This is a genomic window from Allosphingosinicella indica, from assembly GCF_900177405.1.
GTDB classification, from domain to species: domain Bacteria; phylum Pseudomonadota; class Alphaproteobacteria; order Sphingomonadales; family Sphingomonadaceae; genus Allosphingosinicella; species Allosphingosinicella indica.
Window position 1 is genome coordinate 2753244 of record NZ_LT840185.1, and the last position, 23618, is coordinate 2776861.

Annotated in this window: 19 protein-coding genes; 5 read left to right on the forward strand and 14 right to left on the reverse strand. The window is 66.6% G+C overall.

From position 1 onward, the window contains the following. Positions 1–24 precede the first annotated feature (24 nt). Positions 25–3468, reverse strand: coding sequence for a double-strand break repair helicase AddA (addA, locus tag B9N75_RS13590; RefSeq protein ID WP_085219274.1), 3444 nt, complete (start codon positions 3466–3468; stop codon positions 25–27). A gap of 131 nt (positions 3469–3599) precedes the next feature. Here addA and ybaL point away from each other — a divergent pair, with 131 nt between their 5' ends. Beyond that, positions 3600–5267: a YbaL family putative K(+) efflux transporter gene (gene ybaL, locus B9N75_RS13595; protein WP_085219275.1), complete on the forward strand. Its 1668-nt coding sequence runs from the start codon at positions 3600–3602 to the stop codon at positions 5265–5267. Here ybaL and crcB read toward each other — a convergent pair. The 8 genes from crcB to dapA are packed head-to-tail and all read right to left on the reverse strand — an operon-like array spanning position 5264 to position 12846. Further along, positions 5264–5635 carry a fluoride efflux transporter CrcB gene (crcB, locus tag B9N75_RS13600; RefSeq protein WP_085219276.1) on the reverse strand — a complete coding sequence of 124 codons (372 nt, stop codon included), beginning with the start codon at positions 5633–5635 and terminating at the stop codon, positions 5264–5266. The genes ybaL and crcB overlap by 4 nt on opposite strands. Continuing rightward, positions 5635–5970 (reverse strand): DMT family protein, encoded by a 336-nt coding sequence (locus B9N75_RS13605; RefSeq protein WP_085219277.1) that lies wholly within the window; start codon positions 5968–5970, stop codon positions 5635–5637. Before B9N75_RS13605 ends, crcB begins: the two co-directional genes overlap by 1 nt. Positions 5971–5992: 22 nt before the next feature. Further along, complete coding sequence (locus tag B9N75_RS13610) at positions 5993–6352, reverse strand: response regulator (protein WP_085219278.1); 360 nt, start codon at positions 6350–6352, stop codon at positions 5993–5995. A 39-nt stretch (positions 6353–6391) separates the two neighbouring features. Then, positions 6392–8779, reverse strand: a complete 2388-nt coding sequence (locus B9N75_RS13615; protein WP_085219279.1) for a response regulator — start codon at positions 8777–8779, stop codon at positions 6392–6394. Between the two features lie 46 nt (positions 8780–8825). Beyond that, a complete protein-coding gene (locus B9N75_RS13620) occupies positions 8826–10877 on the reverse strand; it encodes a M13 family metallopeptidase (RefSeq protein ID WP_085219280.1) in 2052 nt (683 codons plus the stop codon). Between the two features lie 58 nt (positions 10878–10935). Next, complete coding sequence (locus tag B9N75_RS13625; protein ID WP_085219281.1) at positions 10936–11493, reverse strand: DUF2062 domain-containing protein; 558 nt, start codon at positions 11491–11493, stop codon at positions 10936–10938. After that, entirely contained in the window at positions 11486–11968 is a 483-nt protein-coding gene (smpB, locus tag B9N75_RS13630; protein ID WP_085219282.1) for an SsrA-binding protein SmpB, read from the reverse strand. The genes B9N75_RS13625 and smpB overlap by 8 nt, the downstream gene beginning before the upstream one ends. Further along, positions 11968–12846 carry a 4-hydroxy-tetrahydrodipicolinate synthase gene (dapA, locus tag B9N75_RS13635; protein WP_085219722.1) on the reverse strand — a complete coding sequence of 293 codons (879 nt, stop codon included), beginning with the start codon at positions 12844–12846 and terminating at the stop codon, positions 11968–11970. Before dapA ends, smpB begins: the two co-directional genes overlap by 1 nt. Before the next feature lie 109 nt (positions 12847–12955). Here dapA and B9N75_RS13640 point away from each other — a divergent pair, with 109 nt between their 5' ends. Both B9N75_RS13640 and greB read left to right on the forward strand, forming a co-directional pair. Continuing rightward, positions 12956–15001: a lytic transglycosylase domain-containing protein gene (locus B9N75_RS13640; protein ID WP_085219283.1), complete on the forward strand. Its 2046-nt coding sequence runs from the start codon at positions 12956–12958 to the stop codon at positions 14999–15001. A gap of 8 nt (positions 15002–15009) precedes the next feature. Continuing rightward, the gene (gene greB / locus B9N75_RS13645; protein WP_085219284.1) at positions 15010–15495 is read left to right on the forward strand and encodes a transcription elongation factor GreB; all 486 of its coding nucleotides are present in this window, start codon (positions 15010–15012) and stop codon (positions 15493–15495) included. A 5-nt stretch (positions 15496–15500) separates the two neighbouring features. Here the strand turns inward: greB and B9N75_RS13650 are convergent, their stop codons facing one another. Then, positions 15501–15881, reverse strand: a complete 381-nt coding sequence (locus B9N75_RS13650; RefSeq protein WP_085219285.1) for a hypothetical protein — start codon at positions 15879–15881, stop codon at positions 15501–15503. Positions 15882–15970: 89 nt separating this feature from the next. Continuing rightward, entirely contained in the window at positions 15971–17788 is a 1818-nt protein-coding gene (aspS, locus tag B9N75_RS13655) for an aspartate--tRNA ligase (RefSeq protein WP_172840909.1), read from the reverse strand. Positions 17789–17892: 104 nt separating this feature from the next. Between aspS and rnd the strand changes: the two genes are divergently transcribed. Further along, positions 17893–19065: a ribonuclease D gene (rnd, locus tag B9N75_RS13660; protein ID WP_085219726.1), complete on the forward strand. Its 1173-nt coding sequence runs from the start codon at positions 17893–17895 to the stop codon at positions 19063–19065. Then, entirely contained in the window at positions 19062–19355 is a 294-nt protein-coding gene (locus B9N75_RS13665; RefSeq protein ID WP_085219286.1) for an I78 family peptidase inhibitor, read from the forward strand. The genes rnd and B9N75_RS13665 overlap by 4 nt, the downstream gene beginning before the upstream one ends. Positions 19356–19358: 3 nt before the next feature. Here B9N75_RS13665 and B9N75_RS13670 read toward each other — a convergent pair whose 3' ends face one another. Genes B9N75_RS13670 through B9N75_RS13680 form a run of 3 tightly spaced genes read right to left on the reverse strand, consistent with a single transcriptional unit; the run spans position 19359 to position 23618 of the window. Then, entirely contained in the window at positions 19359–20822 is a 1464-nt protein-coding gene (locus B9N75_RS13670; RefSeq protein ID WP_085219287.1) for a Ppx/GppA family phosphatase, read from the reverse strand. A 3-nt stretch (positions 20823–20825) separates the two neighbouring features. Continuing rightward, on the reverse strand, positions 20826–22988 hold the full coding sequence (locus B9N75_RS13675) for an RNA degradosome polyphosphate kinase (protein ID WP_085219288.1): 2163 nt from the start codon (positions 22986–22988) through the stop codon (positions 20826–20828). 9 nt (positions 22989–22997) lie between these two features. Beyond that, positions 22998–23618, reverse strand: a complete 621-nt coding sequence (locus tag B9N75_RS13680; protein ID WP_085219289.1) for an HdaA/DnaA family protein — start codon at positions 23616–23618, stop codon at positions 22998–23000.

Consider the following 23618-nt stretch of genomic DNA (forward strand, 5'->3'; position numbering starts at 1 on the left):
ATGTAGGATCGCGCGTGCGCCGGCTCAACCACCCGCAGGCTGCAATTCGGGCCGATTGGCTGCGAGCATTCCCGGATCGAGATCGATGAGCGTCGGACCCGCGGTGTAAAGCAGCGCCGCCTCCACCGCACGGCCCGGAAATATGACGGCGAGCGCCGCCGCATAGGCGCCCATCTGTCGAATATGCTGATCGGGCACTTCGCTCAGCGTGTTGGGCGCCAGCCGCCCGGTCTTGAAATCGACGAAGCGGACGCGATCCTTCGTGACCAGCAGCCTATCGACCTTGCCTGCCACCACGATTCCCTCGCTGATCACTGCCGCGATCGGCGCTTCCGCTAATGCATCCGGCGAAAAGATCTCCGCATGCGCCGGATCTGCGATGATCGCGCAGGCTTGATCGGTGAGCGTACCGCGGAGCGTCGCGTCGGCAATCCCCCCGGCCCGCTCCAGCCAGCGATCCGCACGCGACGCACGCTCTTCCGCCGGTACGTCGGGCAACCGCTCGAACAATTGATGCAGCAGGCGCCCCCGCTCGGCAGCGGCGCGCATCGCAGGCCCCGGCGGCGGGCTGGCGACATCGTCCTCGCCGATCGACGAGGGCGCGAGCGGCCGCGGCGGGCGCGCCTCCACCGGCGCGGACTTGCCGAGCCAATCGGGCAAAGAGGCGAGCGTACGCTCCACCGCAACTTGCCGGGCCACCTTCGTGAGAGGGGCTCCATAAGTACGGGCGCGGCCCCAATGACCGTCTTTCTCCCAATCTCCGCCCATGGCGGCGATCGTGGCGTCGAGCGCGGCATACCAGCTTGTTTGCGGGGGGACACCGCGATCGGCAGCGCCGAGCGCACCGCCGATCACCAGCCGCTCCTCCGCCCGCGTGAGCGCGACATAGAGCAGTCGCCAATGCTCCTCCGCATCCAGCTCGTCCTGCGCTTCGAGATGGGACTTGAGCGGCTCGGCGAGCTCGGCCTTGCGCGGGCGGAAGATCGGCACCGCGTCCTCGCCCTCCGCCAGCCTGAGACTCTCGAAACCGCCGCGCGACCGATCGGGGTCGACGCAGGCATCGGCGAGGATCACCACCGGCGCCTGTAATCCCTTAGCGCCGTGGACGGTCATTACCCGCACCGCATCCATCGGCTGCGAAGGATCGCGCACCACCTCGACCTCACCGCGCGCGAACCAGTCGAGAAAGCGCTGGAGCGACGGCGCGCCTCCCTTCTCGAACTCGATCGCGCTCGACAGCAATTCCTCGACCGGATCACGCGTTTCCGCGCCCAGTCGCGCGGCGAGCTTTCGGCGGCCAGCGATCGGCCCGGACAGAATTTCCTCGAAAAAAGCGTGCGGTGTCGCGAAATCGGCCATGTTGAGGATCGCGTGCAGCCCGGCGCGCGTATCGGCATCGCCGCAATCGCGCACCCGGTCCCACAGTGCTCCGTTTCGCTCCCGCGCAACCGCGTAGAGCTGGTCCTGCGACCAGCCGAACAGCGGCGAGACGAGAAGGCCGGCGAAGTTGAGATCATCGAGCGGCTGCACCGCGAAGCGCGCGGCGGCGAGCAGATCCCGCACCGCAAGCGGCGCCGACAGCAGCAGCCGGTCGACACCGGCGACGGGCACGCCTTCGGCATGGAGCCGCGCGACGATCAGCGCCGCCAGCGTCCCGCGGCGGCGAACGAGGATCAATATGTCCTCGGGTCGCAGCGGCCGGCCCTTGGAAGCGACGTGGAACGGATCGTCGAGCCATGCACGGATCTGGCGCGCCAGGCGGGCAGCGTAGCGGCGGACAGTGTCGCTGACCCACCCCTCCTCACCGCTATCCTCTTCCGCATCCGCCGCATCGCTGAACGGCTGCCACAGCGTCACTGAGCCCGGCCGCCCAGTATGGTGACTCTCGTGCGGGTTGGGCCGGCGGACGAGCCCGAATTTCTCGTGGCCCAGGTCCGCGATCAGCCGGTCGACCACGCCGAGCACCTCGGGCGCCGAGCGGAAGCTGCGGTCCATCGACAGATCGAGGAAAGCGGGCGGCAGGCGTTCCAAATCGGCATCCAGCGCCGCCTCGCGCAGCGCGCCCGCCCGATCCTCGAAATGCGCCCGTGCCCGCTCGAACTGGCGCGGATCGGTGCCCTGGAAGCGGAAGATCGCCTGCTTGAAATCGCCGACGGTGAAGATCGTGCGGTGCCGCCCGCGCGCGCCCTCCCCGGCGAAAAACTCCTCGGTCAGCGCCTCGACGATCGCCCACTGGCTGCGATTGGTGTCCTGCGCCTCGTCGACGAGGATATGGTCGGTCGCCTGGTCGAGCTTGTAGCGCACCCAGTCGCCCATGCCAGGACGCGTCAGCAGATCCTCGGTCCAGCGGATGATATCGTCGAAGTCCGCAACCCCGGCCGCGCGCTTGGCACCGGCATAAGCCGCGGCGAACGCCTGGCCGGCGCGCAGCCCTGCCGCGAGCGCCGCGACCAGCGCGGCGACGCTGCGCATCGCGCGCAGACGCCGGCAGGCTTCGCCAAGCCGCCCCGCATGGTCCGCGTAATCGGGCGACACGCCGAGCAAGCCCTTCGCGGCCACGCGCATCTCGCCCGTCTTGGTGAGCACCAGCGCTGCCAGCGCCTCGATCGCCACCGCGCGCTCCGCAGGGCCGGAGCCACGCCACGCCGTGATCGCCTCGGCCGCCTTGATGCCGGTGGCCGTGCCCCAGGCCGCATTGGCCTCGGCAACCGCCGCGAGGCTCGCCATGTCAAAATCCGCATCGCCGCAGGCCGCCGCGATCGCCTCCTCGATGTCGCCCTCGGGCAAGTCGAAGGCAGCGCGCAGGCGCGCTTCGATCGTCTCGCGCGGCCCGAGAGCCGTCATCGCCGCCGCCTTGCGTCCGCAGGCGATCAGGAAGGCTTCCGCCCCCCCCTCGCCCAGCCGGCGGCTGAGCGCCTGGACGTCACGGATCAGCCCATCGTCGCCGTTCCGCTCGGCAGCCACGAGCAGCCCGGCCAGCGTTTCGCGCTCGAGAAGCTGCTGCTCGCGCCCTTCCAGCGGTCGGAATCCCGGCACCAGCCCCGCTTCGGCCGGAAACGAACCGAGCAGCGACTGCGCAAAGGCGTGGATCGTCTGGATGCGCAGCCCCCCGCCCGAGGCATCCAGCACCCTGGCGAACAATGTCCGCGCATTCTCCCGCGCCTCGGGGCCGGAGCTTTCGCCCAGCGCGAGCAACTCAAGACCGAGATCGACATCCTTGAGCCGCACCCAATGCGCGAGCCGGCGGTGGATGCGGTCGGCCATCTCCGCTGCTCCTGCCTTGGTGAAGGTGAGGCAGAGGATCGTCGCCGGATCGACGCCGGAAAGCAGGAGGCGCAGCACACGCGCCGTCAGCACATGCGTTTTGCCGGTGCCGGCCGATGCCGAGAGCGCTGCGTGATCAGCGGGACTGGAGGCGCGGAGCTGATCGCCCTCCAGAGGCTTCAGCCGGTCGAGACGGTGGGCCATGCAAAATCCTGTAATGCCCGCCCGCTATAAGGAGCGCAGCGCCGGGCGTCACGGCGCGTGCCATAGGATATTTCGTGCAACATGCCGTTGCCGGGTTGCAACAGTCTGTCATGGCCGCAAATATGCAAGCAATGCCGCATCACACGCCCCTCATAACCACGATCGTCGCTGCGCTCGTCGTGGCGTTCTTTCTGGGAGCGTTTGCGCAGAAGCTGCGGGTTTCACCCATCGCGGGCTATCTTGCCGCGGGCATCGTCGTCGGCCCGTTCACGCCGGGCTTCGTTGCCGACAGCGCGATCGCCAACGAGCTGGCCGAGATCGGCGTCATCCTCTTGATGTTCGGCGTCGGGCTGCACTTCTCGGTGCGCGATCTGATGTCGGTCAAGAATATCGCGGTCCCCGGCGCGATCGCACAGATCGCCACTGCGACGGCGATGGGCATGGGGCTTGGTTGGCTGATGGGCTGGAGCACCGCCGCCTCGCTGGTCTTCGGCCTCGCGCTGTCGGTCGCCAGCACGGTTGTGCTGCTGCGCGCGCTTCAGGCCCGCAATCTCGTACAGACCGAGCGCGGGCGGATCGCCGTCGGCTGGCTGATCGTCGAGGATATCGCGATGGTGCTGGCACTGGTGCTGCTGCCGGCCGTCGCCGGCGCGCTCGAAGGTCAGAGCGGACAAAGCACCGCGACGATCTTTACTGCGCTCGCGATCACGCTCGCCAAGGTCGTCGGCTTCATCGCGCTGATGTTGATCGTCGGGATGCGGCTCATCCCCAAGGCGCTACACTGGGTGGTGCATACGGGCTCGCGTGAGCTGTTCCGGCTCGCGGTGCTCGCCATCGCGCTCGGCGTCGCTGGCGGCGCGGCCTATTTCTTCGATGTCTCCTTCGCGCTCGGCGCCTTCTTCGCCGGCATGATCCTCGGCGAAACCAAACTTTCGAAGCGCGCGGCGGAAGAAACATTGCCGCTGCGCGACGCGTTCGCGGTGCTATTCTTCGTGTCGGTCGGGATGTTGTTCAACCCGGCGATCGTGACGGAGCAGCCGCTGCCGCTGATTGCGACGGTGATGATCATCGTGCTCGGCAAGTCGATCGCCGCCTACGGCATCGTTCGCGCCTTCGGTTATCCCAACGAGACGGCGCTCACCGTCTCCGCCAGCCTGGCGCAGATCGGGGAATTCTCCTTCATCCTGATCGGCCTTGGCTACGGCCTCGGCTTCCTCCCCGCCGAGGCGCGCGATCTCGTCCTTGCAGGCGCGATCTTTTCGATCTTCTTCAACCCGTTCATCTTCAGCTTGATCCTGCGCAACCGCAGTGAGCCCGTCCCCGATGCCGCAGCGCCCAAGGTGGGCCGCGATCGCGTGCCGGAGGGGACCAGCGGCCACGTCATACTCATCGGCTATGGCCGCGTCGGCCGGCTAATCGCGGCGGGGCTTCGCAAGACCAACCGCGAATTCGTCGTCATCGAGGACCAGACCGACGTCGCGCGCAAGGCCGACGAAGATGGCTCGACGGTGATCATGGGCAACGCCACAGACGCCAAGACGCTCGACCGGGCCGGGATCGACACGGCGAGCAAGTTGCTCATTGCAATCCCGGAAGGGTTCGAAGGCGGCGCGATATCACAGAAGGCCCGCATGGCCCGGCCCGACCTGGCCATCATTGCGCGCGCACACTCCGACGCGGAGGTGGAGCACCTCACCCGCCTCGGCGCGCAGCAGGTGGTGATGGGCGAGCGCGAGATCGCCGCGAAGATGCTCAACCTGTCGGCGCCGCTTCGCGGCCAGCAACCCGCCCCTGCCTAGGGCGTGCTGGTGATCCAGAGGCCGAGCGCGAGCCCCGCGAGCGACACCGCCACCGACGCCGCGACATAAAGCGTGGCGGCGGCCGTATCGCCCCGCTGCCACAGCAACACCGCATCCAGGCTGAACGCGGAAAATGTGGTGAACCCGCCGAGAAAGCCCGTCGCCAGCAGCAATCGGATCGGCTCGTCCTCGATGCCGCGGCCGACGAACCAGCCTGCGAGCAGGCCGAGCGCGACGCTGCCGATCACATTTACGGCGAAGGTGCCGACCGGCCAGGCGGGGCCGAACAATGCGATGGCGCCGCGCCCCACGATGTAACGCAACACCGCGCCCAGTCCGCCGCCGAAAAAGACGAGCAGGTAAGGCATTACTTCCCCACGAACAGGAACGCGACCGCGGCCATGATGCACGCAAATGCCGCGAAGTGCCGCCAGTGTAGCGGCTCGCCCAGATAAAGCACCATGAACCCGCCGAAGACGATCAGCGCGATCGCTTCCTGCGTGATCTTGAGCTGGCCAGGCGTCCAGCCGTTCAGATAGCCGATCCGATTGGCCGGCACCGCAAGACAATATTCCACAAAGGCGATTGTCCAGCTTATCAGGATGACGAGCAGGATCGGCTTCGCGTTGCCGCCCTTCAAATGCCAATACCAGGCGATCGTCATGAAGACGTTGGAGCCGATCAGCAGCAGGACGGTCGGCAAAGGCCCCTCCCCTTAGCGCCGATCAGCCGGCGATCGCGGCCTCGATCGCGGGCTGGATGGCATCGATCGTATAGGGTTTCGCCAACACCGGCACCGCCGCATGTTCGGCAGGCGGCGGATCGACATGGCCGCCCGTCGCGAGCACGAACGGCACGCCCGTCTCTGCGAGTTTGTCGGCGACCGGCCACACCTTCTCGCCCCCGCGGAGCTGGACGTCGACGATGGCGACATCGAACCCGCCCTGAGCGACGCGATCCAGCGCCTCCTCGACACTATCGACAGTGCCGACGATACGGTGGCCGAGCGAATCGAGGAAATCCTCGAGCATCATGGCAATCAGCGGCTCGTCTTCGACGATGAGGATGGAACGCGGTTCATACATTTCGCGCGCTTACGTTCATCCCGCCGGAATCGAAAGATTTTATTTTTGCGCGAGCGCATCGCGCGCGGCTTCGGCCAGGCGCTGGATGGAGAAAGGCTTGGAGAGGAAGGCGACACGCTCCAGATCGATCGACTTGCGTAGCTGCTCCTCGGCATAGCCGGAGATGAAGAGGATCGGCAGATCGGGATGCGATTTGCGCGCCTCACGGACCGTGGTCGGCCCATCCATCGTCGGCATCACGACGTCGGAAATCATGAGATCGATCTGGTCTCCGCGCGCGAGGATCTCCAGCGCAGCCTCTCCATTCTCGGCCGTGAACACCGTATAGCCGTGCCGCGTCAGCGCCCGCTCCGCGACCGCGCGGACCATCGCCTCGTCCTCGACCAGGAGGACGGTGCCGGTGCCCCACAATTCGCCCGCGCTTTCGGCACGTTTCACACGCGTCGGCGCCGGCTCGGCGCGGTTGACGGGGAGGTAGATGGTGAAGCTGGTCCCTACATCCTCCTCCGAATCGGCGAAGATGAAGCCACCCGATTGCTTGACGATGCCGTAGACGGTCGAGAGGCCGAGCCCGGTGCCCTTGCCGACTTCCTTGGTCGTGAAGAAGGGCTCGAAGATCTTGGGCAGCACGTTCGCCGGAATGCCGGTGCCGGTGTCGATCACCTTCAGCGCGGTATAGTCGCCGATCGGCAGGAACTCGTAGCCGAGCTTGCGCACCTCGTCCGACGGCATCGCATAGGTCTGGATGGTGAGCGTCCCGCCGCCCGGCATCGCGTCGCGCGCGTTGACGGCAAGGTTGACGACGACCTGCTCAAGCTGCCCGGGGTCAGCGCGAACCGATCCCAGGTTTCGACCGTGCTTCACCTGCAGCTGCACCGTCTCGCCCATCAGCCGCTTGAGCAGCGTCGAGACCTCGGAAATCACGTCCGGAAGCTGCAGCACCTGCGGGCGCAGCGTCTGCTGGCGGGAGAACGCGAGGAGCTGGCGCGTGAGCCCAGCGGCGCGGTTGGAGTTGGATCGGACCTGCTGAATGTCGTCATAATCGCTGTCGCCCGGCGTGTGGCGCATCAGCATGAGATCGCAGTGGCCGATGATCGCGGTCAGGATGTTGTTGAAATCATGCGCGACACCCCCGGCGAGCTGGCCGACCGCCTGCATCTTTGTCGCCTGCGCAACTTGGTGCTTGAGCTTGTCCTCCTCGCTCGAATCCTTCAGCGCCAGAATCACTGCCGCCTCACCGAGCCCCCGGACCCCGGCGATGGTGACCGGCACCGACTCCTCCGGACGCGCACGGAGCCGGAGCGATATGCTGCTTGAGGTTGCCGGTCCCCGCGCCAGACGGCGCACCGAATCCGAAAGCGCTGCCTTGTCGATATCGACGACGAGATCGCCGGGATAGGCGGGAAGCTCGTCGCGGGCGAGCCCCGCGGCGCGGCGGAACGCCTTGTTCATATAGACGAAGCGGCCATCCACATTGGCGAGCGCGAGACCCAGCGGCAGGAAATCGACCAGCGCGTTGACGCTGGCGCTCTCTTCCTTGCCGAGCCGCCCGAAACCGCCCGAGGGATCGTCGAGCATCACGAAGAAGCTCGGCGTCTCGACCGCATCGGTGAGCGGGATCTGGATGAGATGAAGAGGCGGCGCGGCACGCCCTTCCGATACGAAGCGCAGCCCGCCATCCTCGCCGCCGAACAGCATCTCGACCAGCGACTTGCCCGCAGCGTCGCCATCGACCTGCCCCGTCGCGCGCGCCGCAAACGCGGCGTTGGCGCCGATCACCCGCCCCTCGCCATCGACCAGCGCGGCCATCAGCCCGGCTTCGCCCAGCCGCCTTCCGCCTTCTCCGGTCACCAGCCGCCCTGCATCGCGGACGAGGTCGATGTCGTCGGCACGCGTGAAGCGCCAGAGTAGGTAGGAGCCGCCGAGACCGACGGGTTCGACGGTTACGTCCAAAGTCACGTCGCCGAAACGCAAACCGGGCAGTGTCGCCGATCCGTCGCGACGGGCGATGCCGGGCGCGTGGCTCATCAGCGCTTCGCCCGCACCCTCCGCGCTGATCGTCTGCGGCGCGGTATCGCCGCCGAACCAGCCGACGTAGCAATGGTTGGCGGCGATCATATCGCCCGCCGCGCCGGTAATGGCCACGCCCGCGCTGGAGGCATCGAGCGCCGCGCGCAGCAATGCGACGTCGATCCCGTCCGCCGCGTCCGCCTCGAAGATCAACGGGGCTGCGGAGCCCCGCGCAATGAGGATCGCGCCCGCGCCGACCAGACCCGCGAGGAACACGCATGCGATAAGCGGATCGCCGAGCACCCAGAAGACGAGCGCCGCCGACGCCACCGCGACAGCCAACGCGGCCGCGCCGGGCCAGCCACCCAGCCGGCCCCTCTGCCGCGGAGTCACGGAATCGAATGCTGCCGTCGCCATCACCCCACTGTGCGCGCGCTGCACAGCGGGTCAAGCGCGGCTTGGGCTACCAGATGTGCACGCGCTGGTCGGGGGCGAGATAGAGCTTCTGGCCCGGCTGCACGCCATAGGCCTTATACCATTGGTCGAAGTTGCGGACGACATAGGTGCGCTGCTTCGAGGGCGAGTGGGGATCGGTGATCAGCCGCTGGAGCAGATTGTCGTCGCGATAGTTGCGCCGCCAGACCTGCGCCCAGCCGAGATAGAAGCGCTGATCGCCGCTGAACCCATCGATCGCGGGCGCCGGCTTGCCACCGAGCGTCGCCTGATAGGCGTCATAGGCGATCGTCACGCCGGCGAGATCGCCGATATTTTCGCCCATCGTCAGCTTGCCGTTGACCGACTTGCCGGGGAACACCTCGTAACCGTCATACTGCGCGCCGAGCTTGTCGGTGAGCGCGTTGAAGCGCTGGACGTCGCCCGGCGTCCACCATTCCTTGAGCGATCCGGTCTCGTCATATTTCGATCCCTGGTCGTCGAAATGGTGGCTGATCTCGTGGCCGATCACCGCGCCGATCCCGCCATAATTGATCGCCGCGTCGGCATACGGATCGAAGAAAGGCGGCTGCAGGATCGCGGCCGGGAAAACGATCTCGTTCCACGCGAAATTGGCATAGGCGTTGATCGTCATCGGCGTCATGAACCATTCGGTCCGGTCGATCGGCTTGCCGAGCTTTCCAATACCGCGGGCATGTTCGAACTCGTTGGCGCGCATGACGTTGCCGAGCAGATCGTCGCGCTTGACCGTGAGCGCCGAATAATCACGCCACGTCTCGGGATAACCGATCTTGGGCGTGAAGGCGGCGAGCTTGGCGCGGGCGCGCGCCTTGGTCTCCGGCGCCATCCAGGCGAGGCCCTGGATGCGGCGGTCCATCGCGGCAATCACATTCTTGACCAGCGTGTCGGCCGCAGCTTTGGATTCGGGCGGGAAATAGCGTTCGACGTAGATCTTGCCGACTTCCTCGCCCATCGCGCCGGTGACGAGCGTCACGCCGCGTTTCCAGTCCGCCTGATTTTCCGGCGTTCCGTTGAGCGAGGTGCCGTGGAAGGCGAAATTCGCATCGACGAACGGCTGCGAGAGATAGGGCGCCATTTCGTCGATCGTATGGACCTTGGTGTAATCCTTGAGCACCGCGGCCGGCGTTTTCGCGATCAGCGCCGCCATGCCGGTGACGGCGGTCGGCTGGCGGACAAGGAACGCCGGCTGCTGCGCAACGCCGATTTCCTTCAGATAGCCGTCCCAGTTAAACGCTGGCGCGGCCTTTTTGAGCTCGGCCGCGGTCATCTTGTTATAGGTCTTGTCGGCATCGCGGCTGTCGACCTGCGTCCAGTGCAGGCGTGCGATCTCAGTCTCAAGGTCGAGCACCGCCTTGGCGCGCGCCTCGGCATTTTTCTCGCCGGCCAGCGCCATCAGTTTGACCATATAGCCGCGATACGCCTCGCGCTTCGAGACCAGGCCCGGATCCTCGCTAAGATAATAGTCGCGGTCGGGCAGCCCCAGCCCGCCCTGGAGGATCTGGAAGATCGGCGAGTCGGGGCTCTTGTCGTCCGAGTCGACGTAGGTACCGAACGGAAGATTGATCCCCTTGCGGCTGAGCTTGCCCATCACCGCGGTGAGCGCCGCGGGGGTGTCGGCGCCGTCGATTTCCTTCAGCGTGGGCTGCAGCGGCGCGATCCCCGCCTTGTTGACCGCCGCGCGGTCCATGAAGCTCGCGTAGAAATCGCCGCTCTTCGAGCCGGCCGCCTTCTGCTGTTCCTCGAGAATCTTGTGGGTCCGCTCGTTGGAAAGCTCCTCGAGCATGGTGAACATGCCGTAGTTGGAGCGGTCCGCCGGGATTGCGGTGTCCTTCGCCCACGTGCCATTGGCATAAGCGTAGAAATCATCGCCAGCGTTGACGCTGCGGTCCATGCCGGCAGCGTCGAACCCGAAATCGCCGATCGTCGGCTTGGCAGCGGCGGCAGGCGCCGCGGCGGGCGCCGGTGCATCCTGCGCGGCGGCGGAAACGGCATAACCGGCAACAGCCGTGGACGCCCACAGCAGAGCGATCAGGTAGCGCATGACATATCCTTGGTGCGATGTGGGGTATTAAGACACTATAGCGCCGAAGCGCCTGGGATCAATCGCGGATCTTGGCAGCCCATACGCGGCGGCGCCATTTGCGCCCCGTCCACCAGCGCCAGCCCCAGACCGAGCCGACATAGCCGATCACGGCGCTGATCGCGGCGATGATGAAGAGGCCGGTGACGAGCGATGGCGCCGCATCGGACGCCAGCCAGCGCAGCCATTCCTTGGCGCCGGCGCCGCTGTCGTATAGCCGCCAGAAGGAGGCGAGATCGGCGTGAAAGCCAAGCTTGTTGCCGATATAGATCGACGCGACCATGATGAACGGCGTCGTCGCCGGGTTCGATAGGAAGGTCATCGCTGCGGCGATCGGGATGTTGCCGCGGAACGGCACACAGAGCAGCGCCGCGCCGATGATCTGAAGCCCCGGGATCATCAGGAAGATGCCGATCAGGAGCCCGACGGCGACACCGCGCGGCACCGACCGGCGGGTGAAGCGCCACAGGTCGCTGCGCAGCACGCGATGCGCGACGGGCTTCAGCCAGCGGCTCTTGGCAAGCTCCTCGCGATCCGGCGTGTTCGCCGCGATCCAGCGGCCGATCCGCTCAACCACGCTCGCGCAGCAGGCGGCCCTGCTCCCTCTTCCAGTCCTTTTCCTTCTGATATTCGCGCTTGTCGGGCGCCTTGCGACCGCGGGCGAGCGCCAGCTCGACCTTGGCGCGGCCGCGGCCGTTGAAATAGACGGAAAGCGGCACCAGCGTCATGCCCTCGCGCGCGACGGCGCCGTGCAGCTTGGCGATTTCACGCTCGTGGAGCAGCAGTTTGCGGGGGCGCTTTGGCTCGTGATTGAAACGGTTGCCGTGGCTGAACTCGGGGATGTTGGCGTTGATCAGCCACACCTGCTCGTCTTTGACCTCGGCATAGCTCTCGGCGATCGATCCTTCGCCGGAGCGCAGCGACTTCACCTCGGTGCCGGTCAGCGCGATGCCCGCCTCATATTTGTCCTCGATCGCATAATCGAAGCGCGCGCGTCGGTTCTCGGCGACCACATTCTGCTTGTCGAACGTCTCGGGGCGCGGACGGGCCATCAGGTGAGCCCGGCGTGCGCCAGCGCCGCGTCGACGGCGCGACGGCTCGCTTCGCCGGCGGACGTCATGGGCAAGCGGAGAGCGGAGGGGAAATCTTTGCGCACGCGAGTGAGCGCATATTTGACCGGGCCGGGTGAAGCATCGGTGAACAGCGCCATGTGCAGCGGATAAAGAAGGTCCTGCAGCCGCAGCGCTTCGGCCCATTCGCCGCCGAGGCAGGCGTTCTGAAAATCGGCGCAGAGCCGCGGCGCGACGTTCGCGGTCACCGAGATGCAGCCAGCGCCGCCCATCGCCATGAAACCGAGTGCGGTGTCGTCATTCCCGGAAATCTGGATGAAGTCCGGCCCGCACGCGGCGCGGTGCGCGGTCACCCGGCCCAACATGCCGGTCGCGTCCTTGATGCCGACGATGTTGGGGAAGTCCTTCACGATCCGGCCCGCCGTCTCAACTTGGATGTCGGTTACCGTGCGCGCCGGCACGTTGTAGAGGAGGACCGGCAGCGCGCTCGCCTGCGCGACGGCCTCGAAGTGGCGGTAGATGCCCTCCTGATTGGGACGGTTGTAATAAGGTGGCACGAGCAAGACCGCATCGGCGCCGACTTCGGCAGCCTTTTTGACATTGGCGACCGCGACCCGCGTGTCGTTCGATCCGCAGCCGGCGATGACCGGCACCCGCCCCTTCGCCTGATCGACGCAGGCGGCGACGACCGCGAAATGCTCCTCGAAGCTCAGCGTTGATGCTTCGCCAGTGGTGCCGCACGAGACGAGCCCATGGGTTCCCTCGGCGATCTGCCATTCGACGAAATCGCGATAGACGCCCTCGTCGAACGCCTCGTCGCGAAAAGGAGTCACCAGAGCCGGGATCGACCCGCGAAACATCACTATCTCCTTCACCTGCCGGAGCGATCCGTTCATAAACAACCGCTAAGACGGGCGGTTCGGGGATCGTTCAGCGTCTGATAAGGAGGGGGACCACATTCTGTCCAGCATGCAGACAAGGATCGCGACGCTCGCCCTCACCGCCGTTTCCGCCGCAGCGGTGGCCGCCACGGTCAACCCCCAGCCCCCGGTTCGCCTCGCGCAATACGCGCCGGGTCAGCAGCAGGCGCAGCCGCCGGCCTATCAGCAACAACAACCACAGCAGCAATATCAGCAGCGCATCCAGCCGACCGCGAACGTCAGCCAGGCGATCGCGCAGTGGAACAGCCTGCGTCAAAGCGACAGCTATCCCTTCTCGTCCTATTCCGCGTTCCTGACCCGCTATCGCGGCTGGCCGGGCGAAACGGCGATGCGCCGCACCGCCGAGCGCGCGATCAATCTCGATTCCGGCACGTCGCCGAGCGATGTGGTCGCCTTCTTCCGCGTCCATCCGCCGCTCACCAACACCGGCTTCGCGCGCCAGGCGTTTGCGCTCCAGGCGCTCGGCCGCACGCAGGAAGCGCGCGAGGCGGCCCGCTCGGCATGGCGCGGCGGCCTCTTGCCGCGCCCCGACGAGGACCGGCTGCTCGCGCAATTCGGATCGACCTTCGATCAGCGCGACCATGACGCGCGGCTGGAGATGCTGCTCGACAACAATGACGTCGCGAGCGCGCAGCGCGTGCTGCCGATGGCCTCCGCGGGCCGCCGCCAGATTTACGATACCCGCATCGCACTCCAGACGCGGATGCCCGACGCCGAATCGCGCGTCGCCGCGCTGGGCCGCGCCGCCGAGCAGGAAGCCGGCGTCCTCAAGGACCGGGCTAATTATCTGCGCAACACCAACCAGAGCGCGGCGGCGCGGCTGACGCTGGCGCGATCGCGCACGCTCGTCACCCGTCCCGCGGACGCCGACAAATGGTATGACACTTTGCTGACGATGGCGCGGGCGGCGGCGGCGGATCGCAACTGGATGACCGCCTATCAGATCGCCGCGCAGGTCGACGACGCCTATCCGGCGGGCACCGACGTCAGCGCCAAATCCTATGGCGAGCGCGACAAATATACGAGCATCGCCTGGCTCGGCGGAACTTCGGCGCTGCTGAAGCTCAACCGCCCCGCAGATGCTGTGGTGCTGTTCGAGAAATATGCGAACGCGGCCCGCTCGCCGCAGACGCAGACCAAGGGCTTCTACTGGGCCGGGCGCGCCGCGCAGCAGGCGGGGCAAACCGAGCGCGCACAGCAATTGTTCAACCGGGCGGCGCGTTTCAACGATCAATTCTACGGCCAGCTCGCGCTCGAGCGGCTCGATCGCCGCGTCGCACCGCCGCCCGCCGCTGCCGTCACGCCCAGCCCGTCGGCGCGCCAGCGCTTCGCACAGCGCGATCTCGTCGCCGCCACACAGCTTCTCGGGCAGATGGGCCAGCATACAGATCAGTCGCTGTTCGTCCGCGCTCTCTCCGAACAGATCGAGAGCGACGAGGAACGGCAGGTCGCGAGCGAGTTCGGGCGGCAGATCGGCCGCCCCGATCTCGGCGTCTGGATCGCCCGCAACGCGCGCACCAGCGGCGACAGCTTCTACGCCCGCGACAGCTTTCCCGAAGTGCCGGTGCCGCCAGCCTATTCGAGCCAGTGGACGCTCAACCACGCGATCATGCGGCAGGAAAGCTCGTTCGATCGCGCCGCGGTCAGCTCGGCCAGCGCGCGCGGCATGATGCAGCTCATGCCCGGTACCGCGCGCGAGACGGCGGGCAAGCTCGGCATGTCCTACGATCTCGGCCGGCTGATCAGCGATCCGCAGTACAATATCATGCTCGGCAGCCATTATTTTCAGGGGCTGCTGCAGCGCTACGGCAATTATGCACCGCTCGCGATCGCTGCTTACAATGCGGGGCCGGGCAACGTGAACAAATGGCTCGCCGCCAATGGCGATCCGCGGCTGCCGAGCGTCGACGTGATCCAGTGGATCGAGGACATCCCCTTCTTCGAGACGCGCAACTATGTGCAGCGCGTGCTGGAAAATGCGGTGGTCTATGATGCGATGCACCCCGATCGCGCACGCTCGCCCGATCGCCACCGCCTGTCCTGGTATCTCGGCAAGACCAGCCGCCCGGGCTGACGCGCGGCATGGGGGACCGCCCGAACTACATCACCCCAGCGGGGTATAAGGCGCTGCGTGTCGAATATGACGCGCTCTACGGCGACGAGCGGCCAAAGCTGCTCGAAACGATTGCCTGGGCGGCAGGCAACGGCGACCGGTCTGAGAACGGCGACTATATTTACGGCCGCAAGCGGCTCCGCGAAATCGACCGGCGGATTAATTTTCTGTCGAAGCGGATGGAGAAGGCGCAGGTCGTCGATCCCGCCGCGCAGCCGGACAAGGCGCGCGTCTATTTCGGCGCGACCGTGACACTGGCCGACGAGGAGGATTGCGAACGCGTCATCACCATCGTCGGGGAGGACGAGATGGACGCGGGCGCGGGCCGGGTGAGCTGGTCGTCGCCGATCGCGCGGGCGGTGCGCGGCGCCGCGATCGGCGATGTCAGAAGCGTGCCGCTGCCCGCAGGGAGCTGCGAATATGAAGTTGTCGCGATCGCCTATCCTGAGGCTTGAAGCGCCTACCAGTAATCCTGGTCGCGCGCGGCCTGCACCAGCGCGACACGGATTTCCTCGTCGGTGAGGCGCAAGTCGGCATCGGTATCGGCATAGCGCCGGAACCAGACGTTTGCGCGATCGGCCGTGCCGACACCGATCCGGCCGTTCGCCGCGCCGCTGAACCCGGCCGCGACGATCGTGCGCCCCTCTTCGGTATCGGCCAGCCACGGATCGAGAAGGTCGGCGCCCCGTCCGGCGAAGCGGTCGCCGAGATAGGAATATTCGCCGTAGCGCATCCCTTCCTCGCCATAGGGGTCGTGCGCGTAGCCGTAATCGCCCCGATAGGCGCAGGCGGCGGTGACGCCGGCGGCAAGCACGACGAACGCGATCAACGGTAAGCGCATGAGGTCCCCCCTCCCCTTCGGTCTCGGAGGGAGATTAACCGTGTTCCGGCGAAATAGTTGCCTCGTTCCAGGGCAGCGATGCCGCTGTCCTATTCCGGTGCAACCGTCTTGGCGGGGTCGGCGGCCTTGGTGCCGCTCGGTGGGACGAGGCGGATGTGGAGCTCGCGAAGCTGCTTCATGCTCACTTCGCCCGGCGCGCCCATCATCAGATCCTCGGCCTTCTGGTTCATCGGGAAGAGGACGACCTCGCGGATGTTGGGCTCGCCGGCCAGCAGCATCACGATGCGGTCGATGCCCGGCGCCGATCCGCCATGCGGCGGCGCGCCGAACTTGAAGGCGTTGATCATGCCCGAGAAATTGGTGTCGACGTCGTCCCTGGAATAGCCGGCAATCTCGAACGCCTTGTACATGATGTCGGGCCGGTGGTTCCGGATCGCGCCCGACGACAGCTCCACGCCGTTGCAGACGATGTCATACTGGAAAGCGAGGATGTCGAGCGGGTCCTTCGTCTCCAGCGCCTCCAGCTCGCCCTGCGGCATCGAGAAGGGGTTGTGGCTGAAATCGATCTTCTTCGCTTCCTCGTCATATTCGAACATCGGGAAATCGACGACCCAGCAGAAATCGAACCGCCCCTCATCAATCAACCCGAGCTGTTCGCCGACGCGGGTGCGCGCCGCGCCCGCGAGCTTCACCGCCTGCGCTTCCTTGCCTGCCGCGAAGAAGATGCCGTCGTCGGGGCCGAGGCCGAGCGCATCGACCAGCTTCCGGGTCGCATCCTCGCCGTGGTTCTTGGCGATGGGGCCGCCGAGCTCGCCGCCCTTCTGGGTAATGTAGCCAAGGCCGGCATGGCCTTCGCCCCGCGCCCAATCGTTCATGTCGTCGAAGAACTTGCGGCTCTTGTCGGCGGTGCCCGGCGCCGGAATGGCGCGAACGACGTTGCCGCCCTCCACCATCCGCGCGAACAGGCCGAAGCCCGAACCGGCGAAATGGCCGGTCACGTCGGTGATGAGGATGGGATTGCGCAGGTCCGGCTTGTCGGAGCCGTATTTGAGCATCGCTTCCTTGTAGGGAATGCGCGGGAACTGGCCCGCGGGCGTGACGCTCCGGCCGTCGGCAAATTCCTCGAACACGCCGGCGAGCACCGGCTCCAGCGCCGCGAACACGTCGTCCTGCGTCACATAGCTCATCTCGAGATCGAGCTGGTAGAATTCACCCGGGCTGCGGTCGGCGCGTGCATCCTCGTCGCGGAAGCAGGGCGCGATCTGGAAATAGCGATCGAAGCCGGCGACCATGATGAGCTGCTTGAACATCTGCGGCGCCTGCGGAAGCGCGTAGAATTTGCCGGGATGAACGCGGCTCGGCACCAGATAGTCGCGGGCACCTTCGGGGCTCGACGCGGTCAGGATCGGCGTCTGGAACTCGGTGAAGCCCTGATCGACCATGCGGCGGCGGATCGACGAGATCACCTGGCTGCGCAGCACGATGTTGCGGTGGATGCGGTCGCGGCGAAGATCGAGATAGCGATAACGCAGGCGGATATCCTCGGGATAATCGGCCTCGCCCGCCACCGGCAGCGGCAGCTCTTCGGCAGCGGATTGCACGGTGACTTCGCTTGCCACCACTTCGATTTCGCCGGTCGCGAGATTGGCGTTGGAAGCCTCTCCGCCGCGCGCCACCACTTCGCCGGTGATCGTGACCACCGATTCCGCGCGCAGCCGATCGAGCGTCGCCAGCGCTTCGCTTCCCGCCTTGCCGACGATCTGGGTGAGGCCGTAATGATCGCGCAGGTCCACGAACAGTACGCCGCCATGATCGCGCTTGCGGTGGATCCAGCCCGACAGACGGACCGTCGATCCGACGTCGGAGGCGCGGAGCTGGCCGCAAGTGTGGCTGCGATAGGCGTGCATGATGATCGGCTTTCCGGCTTTGGCGAACCTGTGGGAATTGCGGCGTCGCTTCACCGGCAAGCCCGCCTTTGTCAAGGGAGCAGCCCGGGGCTATGGACCGCGCCATGCAGATCCATCCTCTCATCACCGACAGCGAATCGCTGCTGAAATTGTGCGAAAGGCTCGCCGCCGGCCCGTTCGTCGCCGTCGACACCGAGTTCATGCGCGAGAACACCTATTGGCCGGACCTGTGCTTGGTGCAGATCGGCAATGAGGCGGAAGCAGCCGCGATCGACCCCAAGGCGGACGGGCTCGATCTTGCGCCGCTGCTCAACCTTCTCGTCAACAACGAGGATGTGCTGAAGGTCTTCCATGCCGGTGGGCAGGATATCGAAATCATCTACAATCTCACCGGCGCGACGCCGCACCCGCTGTTCGACACGCAGATCGCGGCGATGGCGCTCGGGCTCGGCGAGCAGATCGGCTATTCCAATCTGGTCGAGAGCCTGCTGGGCCATAATATCGACAAGGGCGCGCGCTTCACCGACTGGGCGCGGCGCCCGCTCGATGCGCGGCAGATCGATTATGCGATCGGCGACGTCACCCATCTCGCGACGCTCTTCCCCAAGATGCTCGGCAAGCTGCGCAAGACCGGCCGCGGCGCCTGGCTCGATCAGGAGATGGAGCGTCTGGCGGACCCGTCCAATTACGCCAACGATCCCGCGCAGGCGTGGAAGCGCGTCCGCTTCCCGAGCCGCAAGCCCGAAGCGCTCGGCATCCTGAAGGCGCTCGCCGCCTGGCGGGAGATCGAGGCGCGGTCAAAGAATCTGCCGCGCGGCCGCATCATGAAGGACGAGACGCTGGCGGACGTTGCGGCACACCCGCCGTCGAACCAGGAATCGCTCGGCCGCGTGCGCGGTCTGTCGGCGGCGTGGAAGACCAACGACATCGGCGCGCGGATGATGGACGCGCTCGCTGCGGCGCATCCCCTGCCCGCGTCCGAAATGCCCGCGCGGGAGGATCGCGCACCTGGCCTCGGCAAGGAAGGCGCGCTGGTCGCTGATCTCCTCAAACTGCTGCTCAAGATCCGCGCCCGCGAATCGAACGTCGCCGCGCGGCTCATCGCGCGATCGGAGGAACTGGAGATGCTGGCGGCGGGGCGGCGCGACGGGCTGTCGATCCTGCAAGGCTGGCGGTTCGACGAATTCGGCCGCGATGCGTTGGACCTCGTCGAGGGCCGCCTCGCCTTCGCGGTGATGGGCGGCAAGCTCAAGATGACGCGCACGGAGAGCGAATGATGAAGGCGATGATCCCCCTCGCCGCGCTCGCGGCATCAGCTTGCACCACGGCCGGAGCGGAGGCCGACACGCCGCCGATGCCATCGGGCGAATGCAAGGCGGAAGCCGCGGCTACCCTGGTAGGCCAAGCCGCGAGCCCCGAACTCGGGGCCGATGCGTTGCGGCTGACCGGCGCGAAAGGCTTGCGCTGGATCCGGCCCGGCGATGCGGTGACAATGGACTATCGATCCGACCGGCTGAACGTGAAGCTGGACGACAGCGGCAAGGTCGAAAGCTTCAACTGCGGCTGACCGTCAGCGCGGCCCCGCTTCGAAGCCGATGCCGAGCGCCCCTGCCAGCGTCTTGAGGCGCCGCATCACCGGCTCGCCGAGGATCGCGAGATCGGCGCGCGCAACTTCCAGCCGAAGCGTGTCGTCCTCAACCTTGAGGCGGGAGCGGCGGAGACTTTCGGCAACGCCGCCGCTGAGGCGGTGCGCGAGCCGCATCGCCAGCCCCCATTGCGCGGCGCGGTCGAGCGCTTCCGAGCTGCACAGCGGCGCGAACGGCAGGCCTTCGAACGCCTTGCCGCCGCCGAAATTGGTAAACAGCGCCTGCGCCAGCATCACGCGGCCCGGGATGTCGACGCCGACCCAATTGCCGTGCAACGCGATCTCCATGCCGCGCTCGGCCCGGAAATCGGGGTGCGCGGCCCAGGCGACGTCGCTCAGCAGACAGGCGGCAAGGCGGAGACGCGCCATTTCGGGCGGATCGTCGAACACCGGCGCGATCCAGCGATCGATCAGCGCGCCATGCTCGGCGAAGCGGCCGAGACCGCGCCCCGCCTGCCGCACCGCCTCGATCAACGGATCGCGGGCGCGGACGCGTGAACCGAGCGCGTCGTAGAGCAGACCTTCGCGGATGCCGTAAGCGGAGACGATCAGCTCGCTCGGTCTCAACGTCTGGCAGAGCGCGTCGAGCAGCAGGTTGGCGGTCGGCAGCGTGCTCCGGCGGGACGACGAGACCATCGCGAGCTTCTCGCCGCCATCGATCAGCGCCGCGATGTCGCGCCCCAGGTCGGCGGGCCGATCGGGCGGCATCCGATGATGATGCGTGATCGGCAGCGGATGCCCCTCGAGCGCCATGTCGAGATGCGCCAGTGCGCGCCACGATCCCCCGACGAGGTAGAGCGGTCGGCCCTTGCCGGCGCGTTTGGCGAAATCGGCCTTGTCGATCGCGCGACGGGCGTGGCGCTGCAATATATCGGGGCCTTGCTCGAACAGCGGCTCGGTGCGGAGCACGCCGAGCGGTAGCGAAACGCTGTCGCCGACCTCGCCGCCCGCGACCTCGACCAGTTCGAGGCTGCCGCCGCCGAGATCGGCGACGATGCCGTCCGCCTCCGGAATGGCGGACAGGACGCCGAGCCCGGCCATCATCCCCTCCTGCTCGCCCGACAGCACTTCGGGGTCGAAACCGGTGGCCTTGATCGCTTTGAGGAAAGCGCGGCCGTTGGCGGCATCGCGCACCGCCGCGGTCGCAACGACGCGGACACGGCCGACGCCCATCTGGCGGGTGAGGATGCGGAAGCGCTCGAGCGCTGCCAGAGCACGCGCTTGCGCCTCGTCAGGAAGCTCGCCGCTCTCGCCGAGATCGCGGCCGAGGCCCGCCATGATCTTTTCGTTGAACAGCACGAGCGGCGCCCGCGTGGCGGCGGCGTAGACGACCAGGCGCACCGAGTTCGACCCGATGTCGATAATCGCGACCGGCTTCAATCGAGGCATCGGCTAGTGGCCCGGCACGCTGCGAAGGCGAAGCTTGGGCACCGACTTACGGCCACTACCGAGCGCCGCACCGCGACCGGATAGCGACGGGTTGGTCATGAAATAATGGTGAAGATTGAAGGGCCTCGAGCCGCCAGCGTCCAAGCGGTGATAAGTACCAGAGGGATCGAGCACCCAGCTCTGCTCATTGTCGATGAGGTTGGCGACCATCACCTGATCGAGCACCTGCTGATGTACCGTGGGGTTCTCCAGTCGCAGCATGAACTCCACTCGCCGGTCGAAATTGCGCGGCATCCAGTCGGCGGAACTGATATAGACCAGCGCGTCCCGCCCGGGCAGGGCGGCGCCATTCCCGAAGCACCAGATGCGGCTGTGTTCCAGGAACCGGCCGACGATCGACTTCACCCGGATATTTTCGGACAGGCCGGCGACTCCGGGTCGGAGGCAGCAGATGCCGCGGATGACGAGATCTATCGAAACGCCCGCGGCGCTCGCTTCGTAGAGCTTGTCGATGATATCGGGATCGACCAGCGCGTTCATCTTCGCCCAGAGCGACGCCGGGCGCCCCGCGCGGGCATGATCGATTTCCGCATCGACGAGGCGGCACAGTTCGCGCCGCAGGTTGCGCGGCGAAAGGGTCAGCAGTTCCAGTCCGCGCGGCTCGACATAGCCGGTGATGTAATTGAAGAGCTGCCCGACATCGCGCCCAACACGCGCGTCGGCGGTGAAGTAACTGAGATCGGTATAGATGCGCGCCGTCACCGGGTGGTAATTGCCGGTGCCGAGGTGGCAGTAGGTGCGATAGACCTTGTCCTCGCGCCGGATGACCATCGAAGCCTTGGCGTGCGTCTTGAAGTCGATGAAGCCGTAGACGACCTGGACGCCCGCGCGCTCCAGCGCATTGGCCCAGAACAGATTCTGTTCCTCGTCGAATCGCGCCTTCAGTTCGACCACGGCAGTCACCGACTTGCCGGCTTCGGCGGCGTCGATCAGCGCACGGATGATCGCGGACTGCTTGCCGGCACGATAGAGCGTCTGCTTGATCGCGACGACGTCGGGATCTTCCGCCGCCTGGCGCAGGAAGGCCACCACCGCATCGAATGTCTCATAGGGGTGGTGGATGACAATGTCCTTGGAGCGGATCGCCGCGAAGCAATCGCCGCCATATTCGCGGATTCGCTCGGGAAAACGCGGCGTGAAGCTGGGGAACTTCAGGTCGGCGCGGTTCTCCTCGACGATGAGGCCGAGGTCGGCGATGCCGAGGAAGCCGGTCGAGACGGAGACCAGCGCGTCGCCGGCATTGAGCCCGTCGCGCACCAGCTCTTCCAGTTCGGCCGGCATTCCGTCTTCCAGCTTCAGTCTGATGACGCGGCCGCGGCGGCGGCGCTTGATCGCGGTCTGATAGTAGCGGACGAGGTCCTCCGCCTCCTCCTCGATCTCGATGTCGCTGTCGCGGATGATGCGAAAAGAACCCCCGTCGACATAGTCGTAGCCGGGGAATAGCGTCGCGATCTGGCGGCGGATCAGCGTCTCGATCGCAATATAACGCGCACCCTCCCCTGGCAAACGGATGAACCGAGGCAGCGAGTTCGGCAGCATCACCAGCTCGCGGATGGGCTCGCCGTCGGACTGGCGCTTGAGATCGAAGATCAGCGACAGCGCCTTGTTGTAGACGAAGGGAAACGGGTGCGCCGGGTCGATCGCCTGCGGGGTCAGCACCGGAAGGATCTGCTCGCGGAAATGATCGTCGAGCCAAGCTGAGCATTCGGGGTCGATAGGCTCCATACCGATGACCGAGATGCCCGCCGCATCGAGCTCGGCGCGCAGGCTCTCCCACGCGCGTTGCTGGCGGTCGGCGAGCGCCTCGACCGCCTCGGCGATCGCCGCCAGCGCATCGGACGCGCTCATCCCGTCTGCGGATTTCTCCTCGACCCCGCGAAGCTGCTGGCCCTTGAGCCCGGCGACGCGGACCATGAAGAATTCGTCGAGATTGTTGCCGGAGATGGAGAGGAAACGCAGCCGCTCAAGCAGCGGATGGGCGGTGTTGCCAGCTTCCTCCAGCACCCGCTGGTTAAAGGCGAGCCAGCTCAGCTCCCGGTTGAAATAGCGCGGCGCGGGCTGCGCGGCAGGCGTGTCCTCCACCGTCTTGCTCGATCCGGCAACCATGTTCGCTCCTCAGGCCCGCTGCTGAGCGCGGCGGATCAGCCCCGCCTCGCCGAGCGCGCGGCGCGCCATTGGCACCGTCATCGACCTATGTTGCAGAAGCATGACACGGTCCAGCACATCGACCACCTGCTGGATCGCGACATAGCTGCGCTCGATGCGGGGAACCAGATAATCCGCCAGTTCGGCAGGTGCCGCGATGCCGCGATCGCCGAGCAGCTTGACGATGAGCTGGCCGATCAGCGCATCGTCCGGCGCCTCGATGCGGATATGCGGCGTCGCCGCCAGCCGCGAGCGCAGATCGGGGAGCGCGACCTCCCACGCCGGCGGTGGCGCGCGGGCGATGATGAGCAGCGGCCGGCGCCGTTCCTGCGCATCGTTCCAGGCGTGAAACAGCGCTTCTTCGTCATGGTCCTCAGCGTCGTCGAACAGGCGCCCGCCGGTTTTGCGGACGAAGATGCGGCCAAGAAGGCTGCGGCCCGATTTGCGCGGGCCGGTCAACAGCGTCGCCATAACCGGCCAGACCGACCAGCGGCGGAAGTGATCGAAGGCGGCGCGGTTGCTGTCCGAGATCAGGAAGTCCGCATCGCCGTCCGCCACTGGCCAGTCGAGCGGCAGGGCGATCTGGCCCAT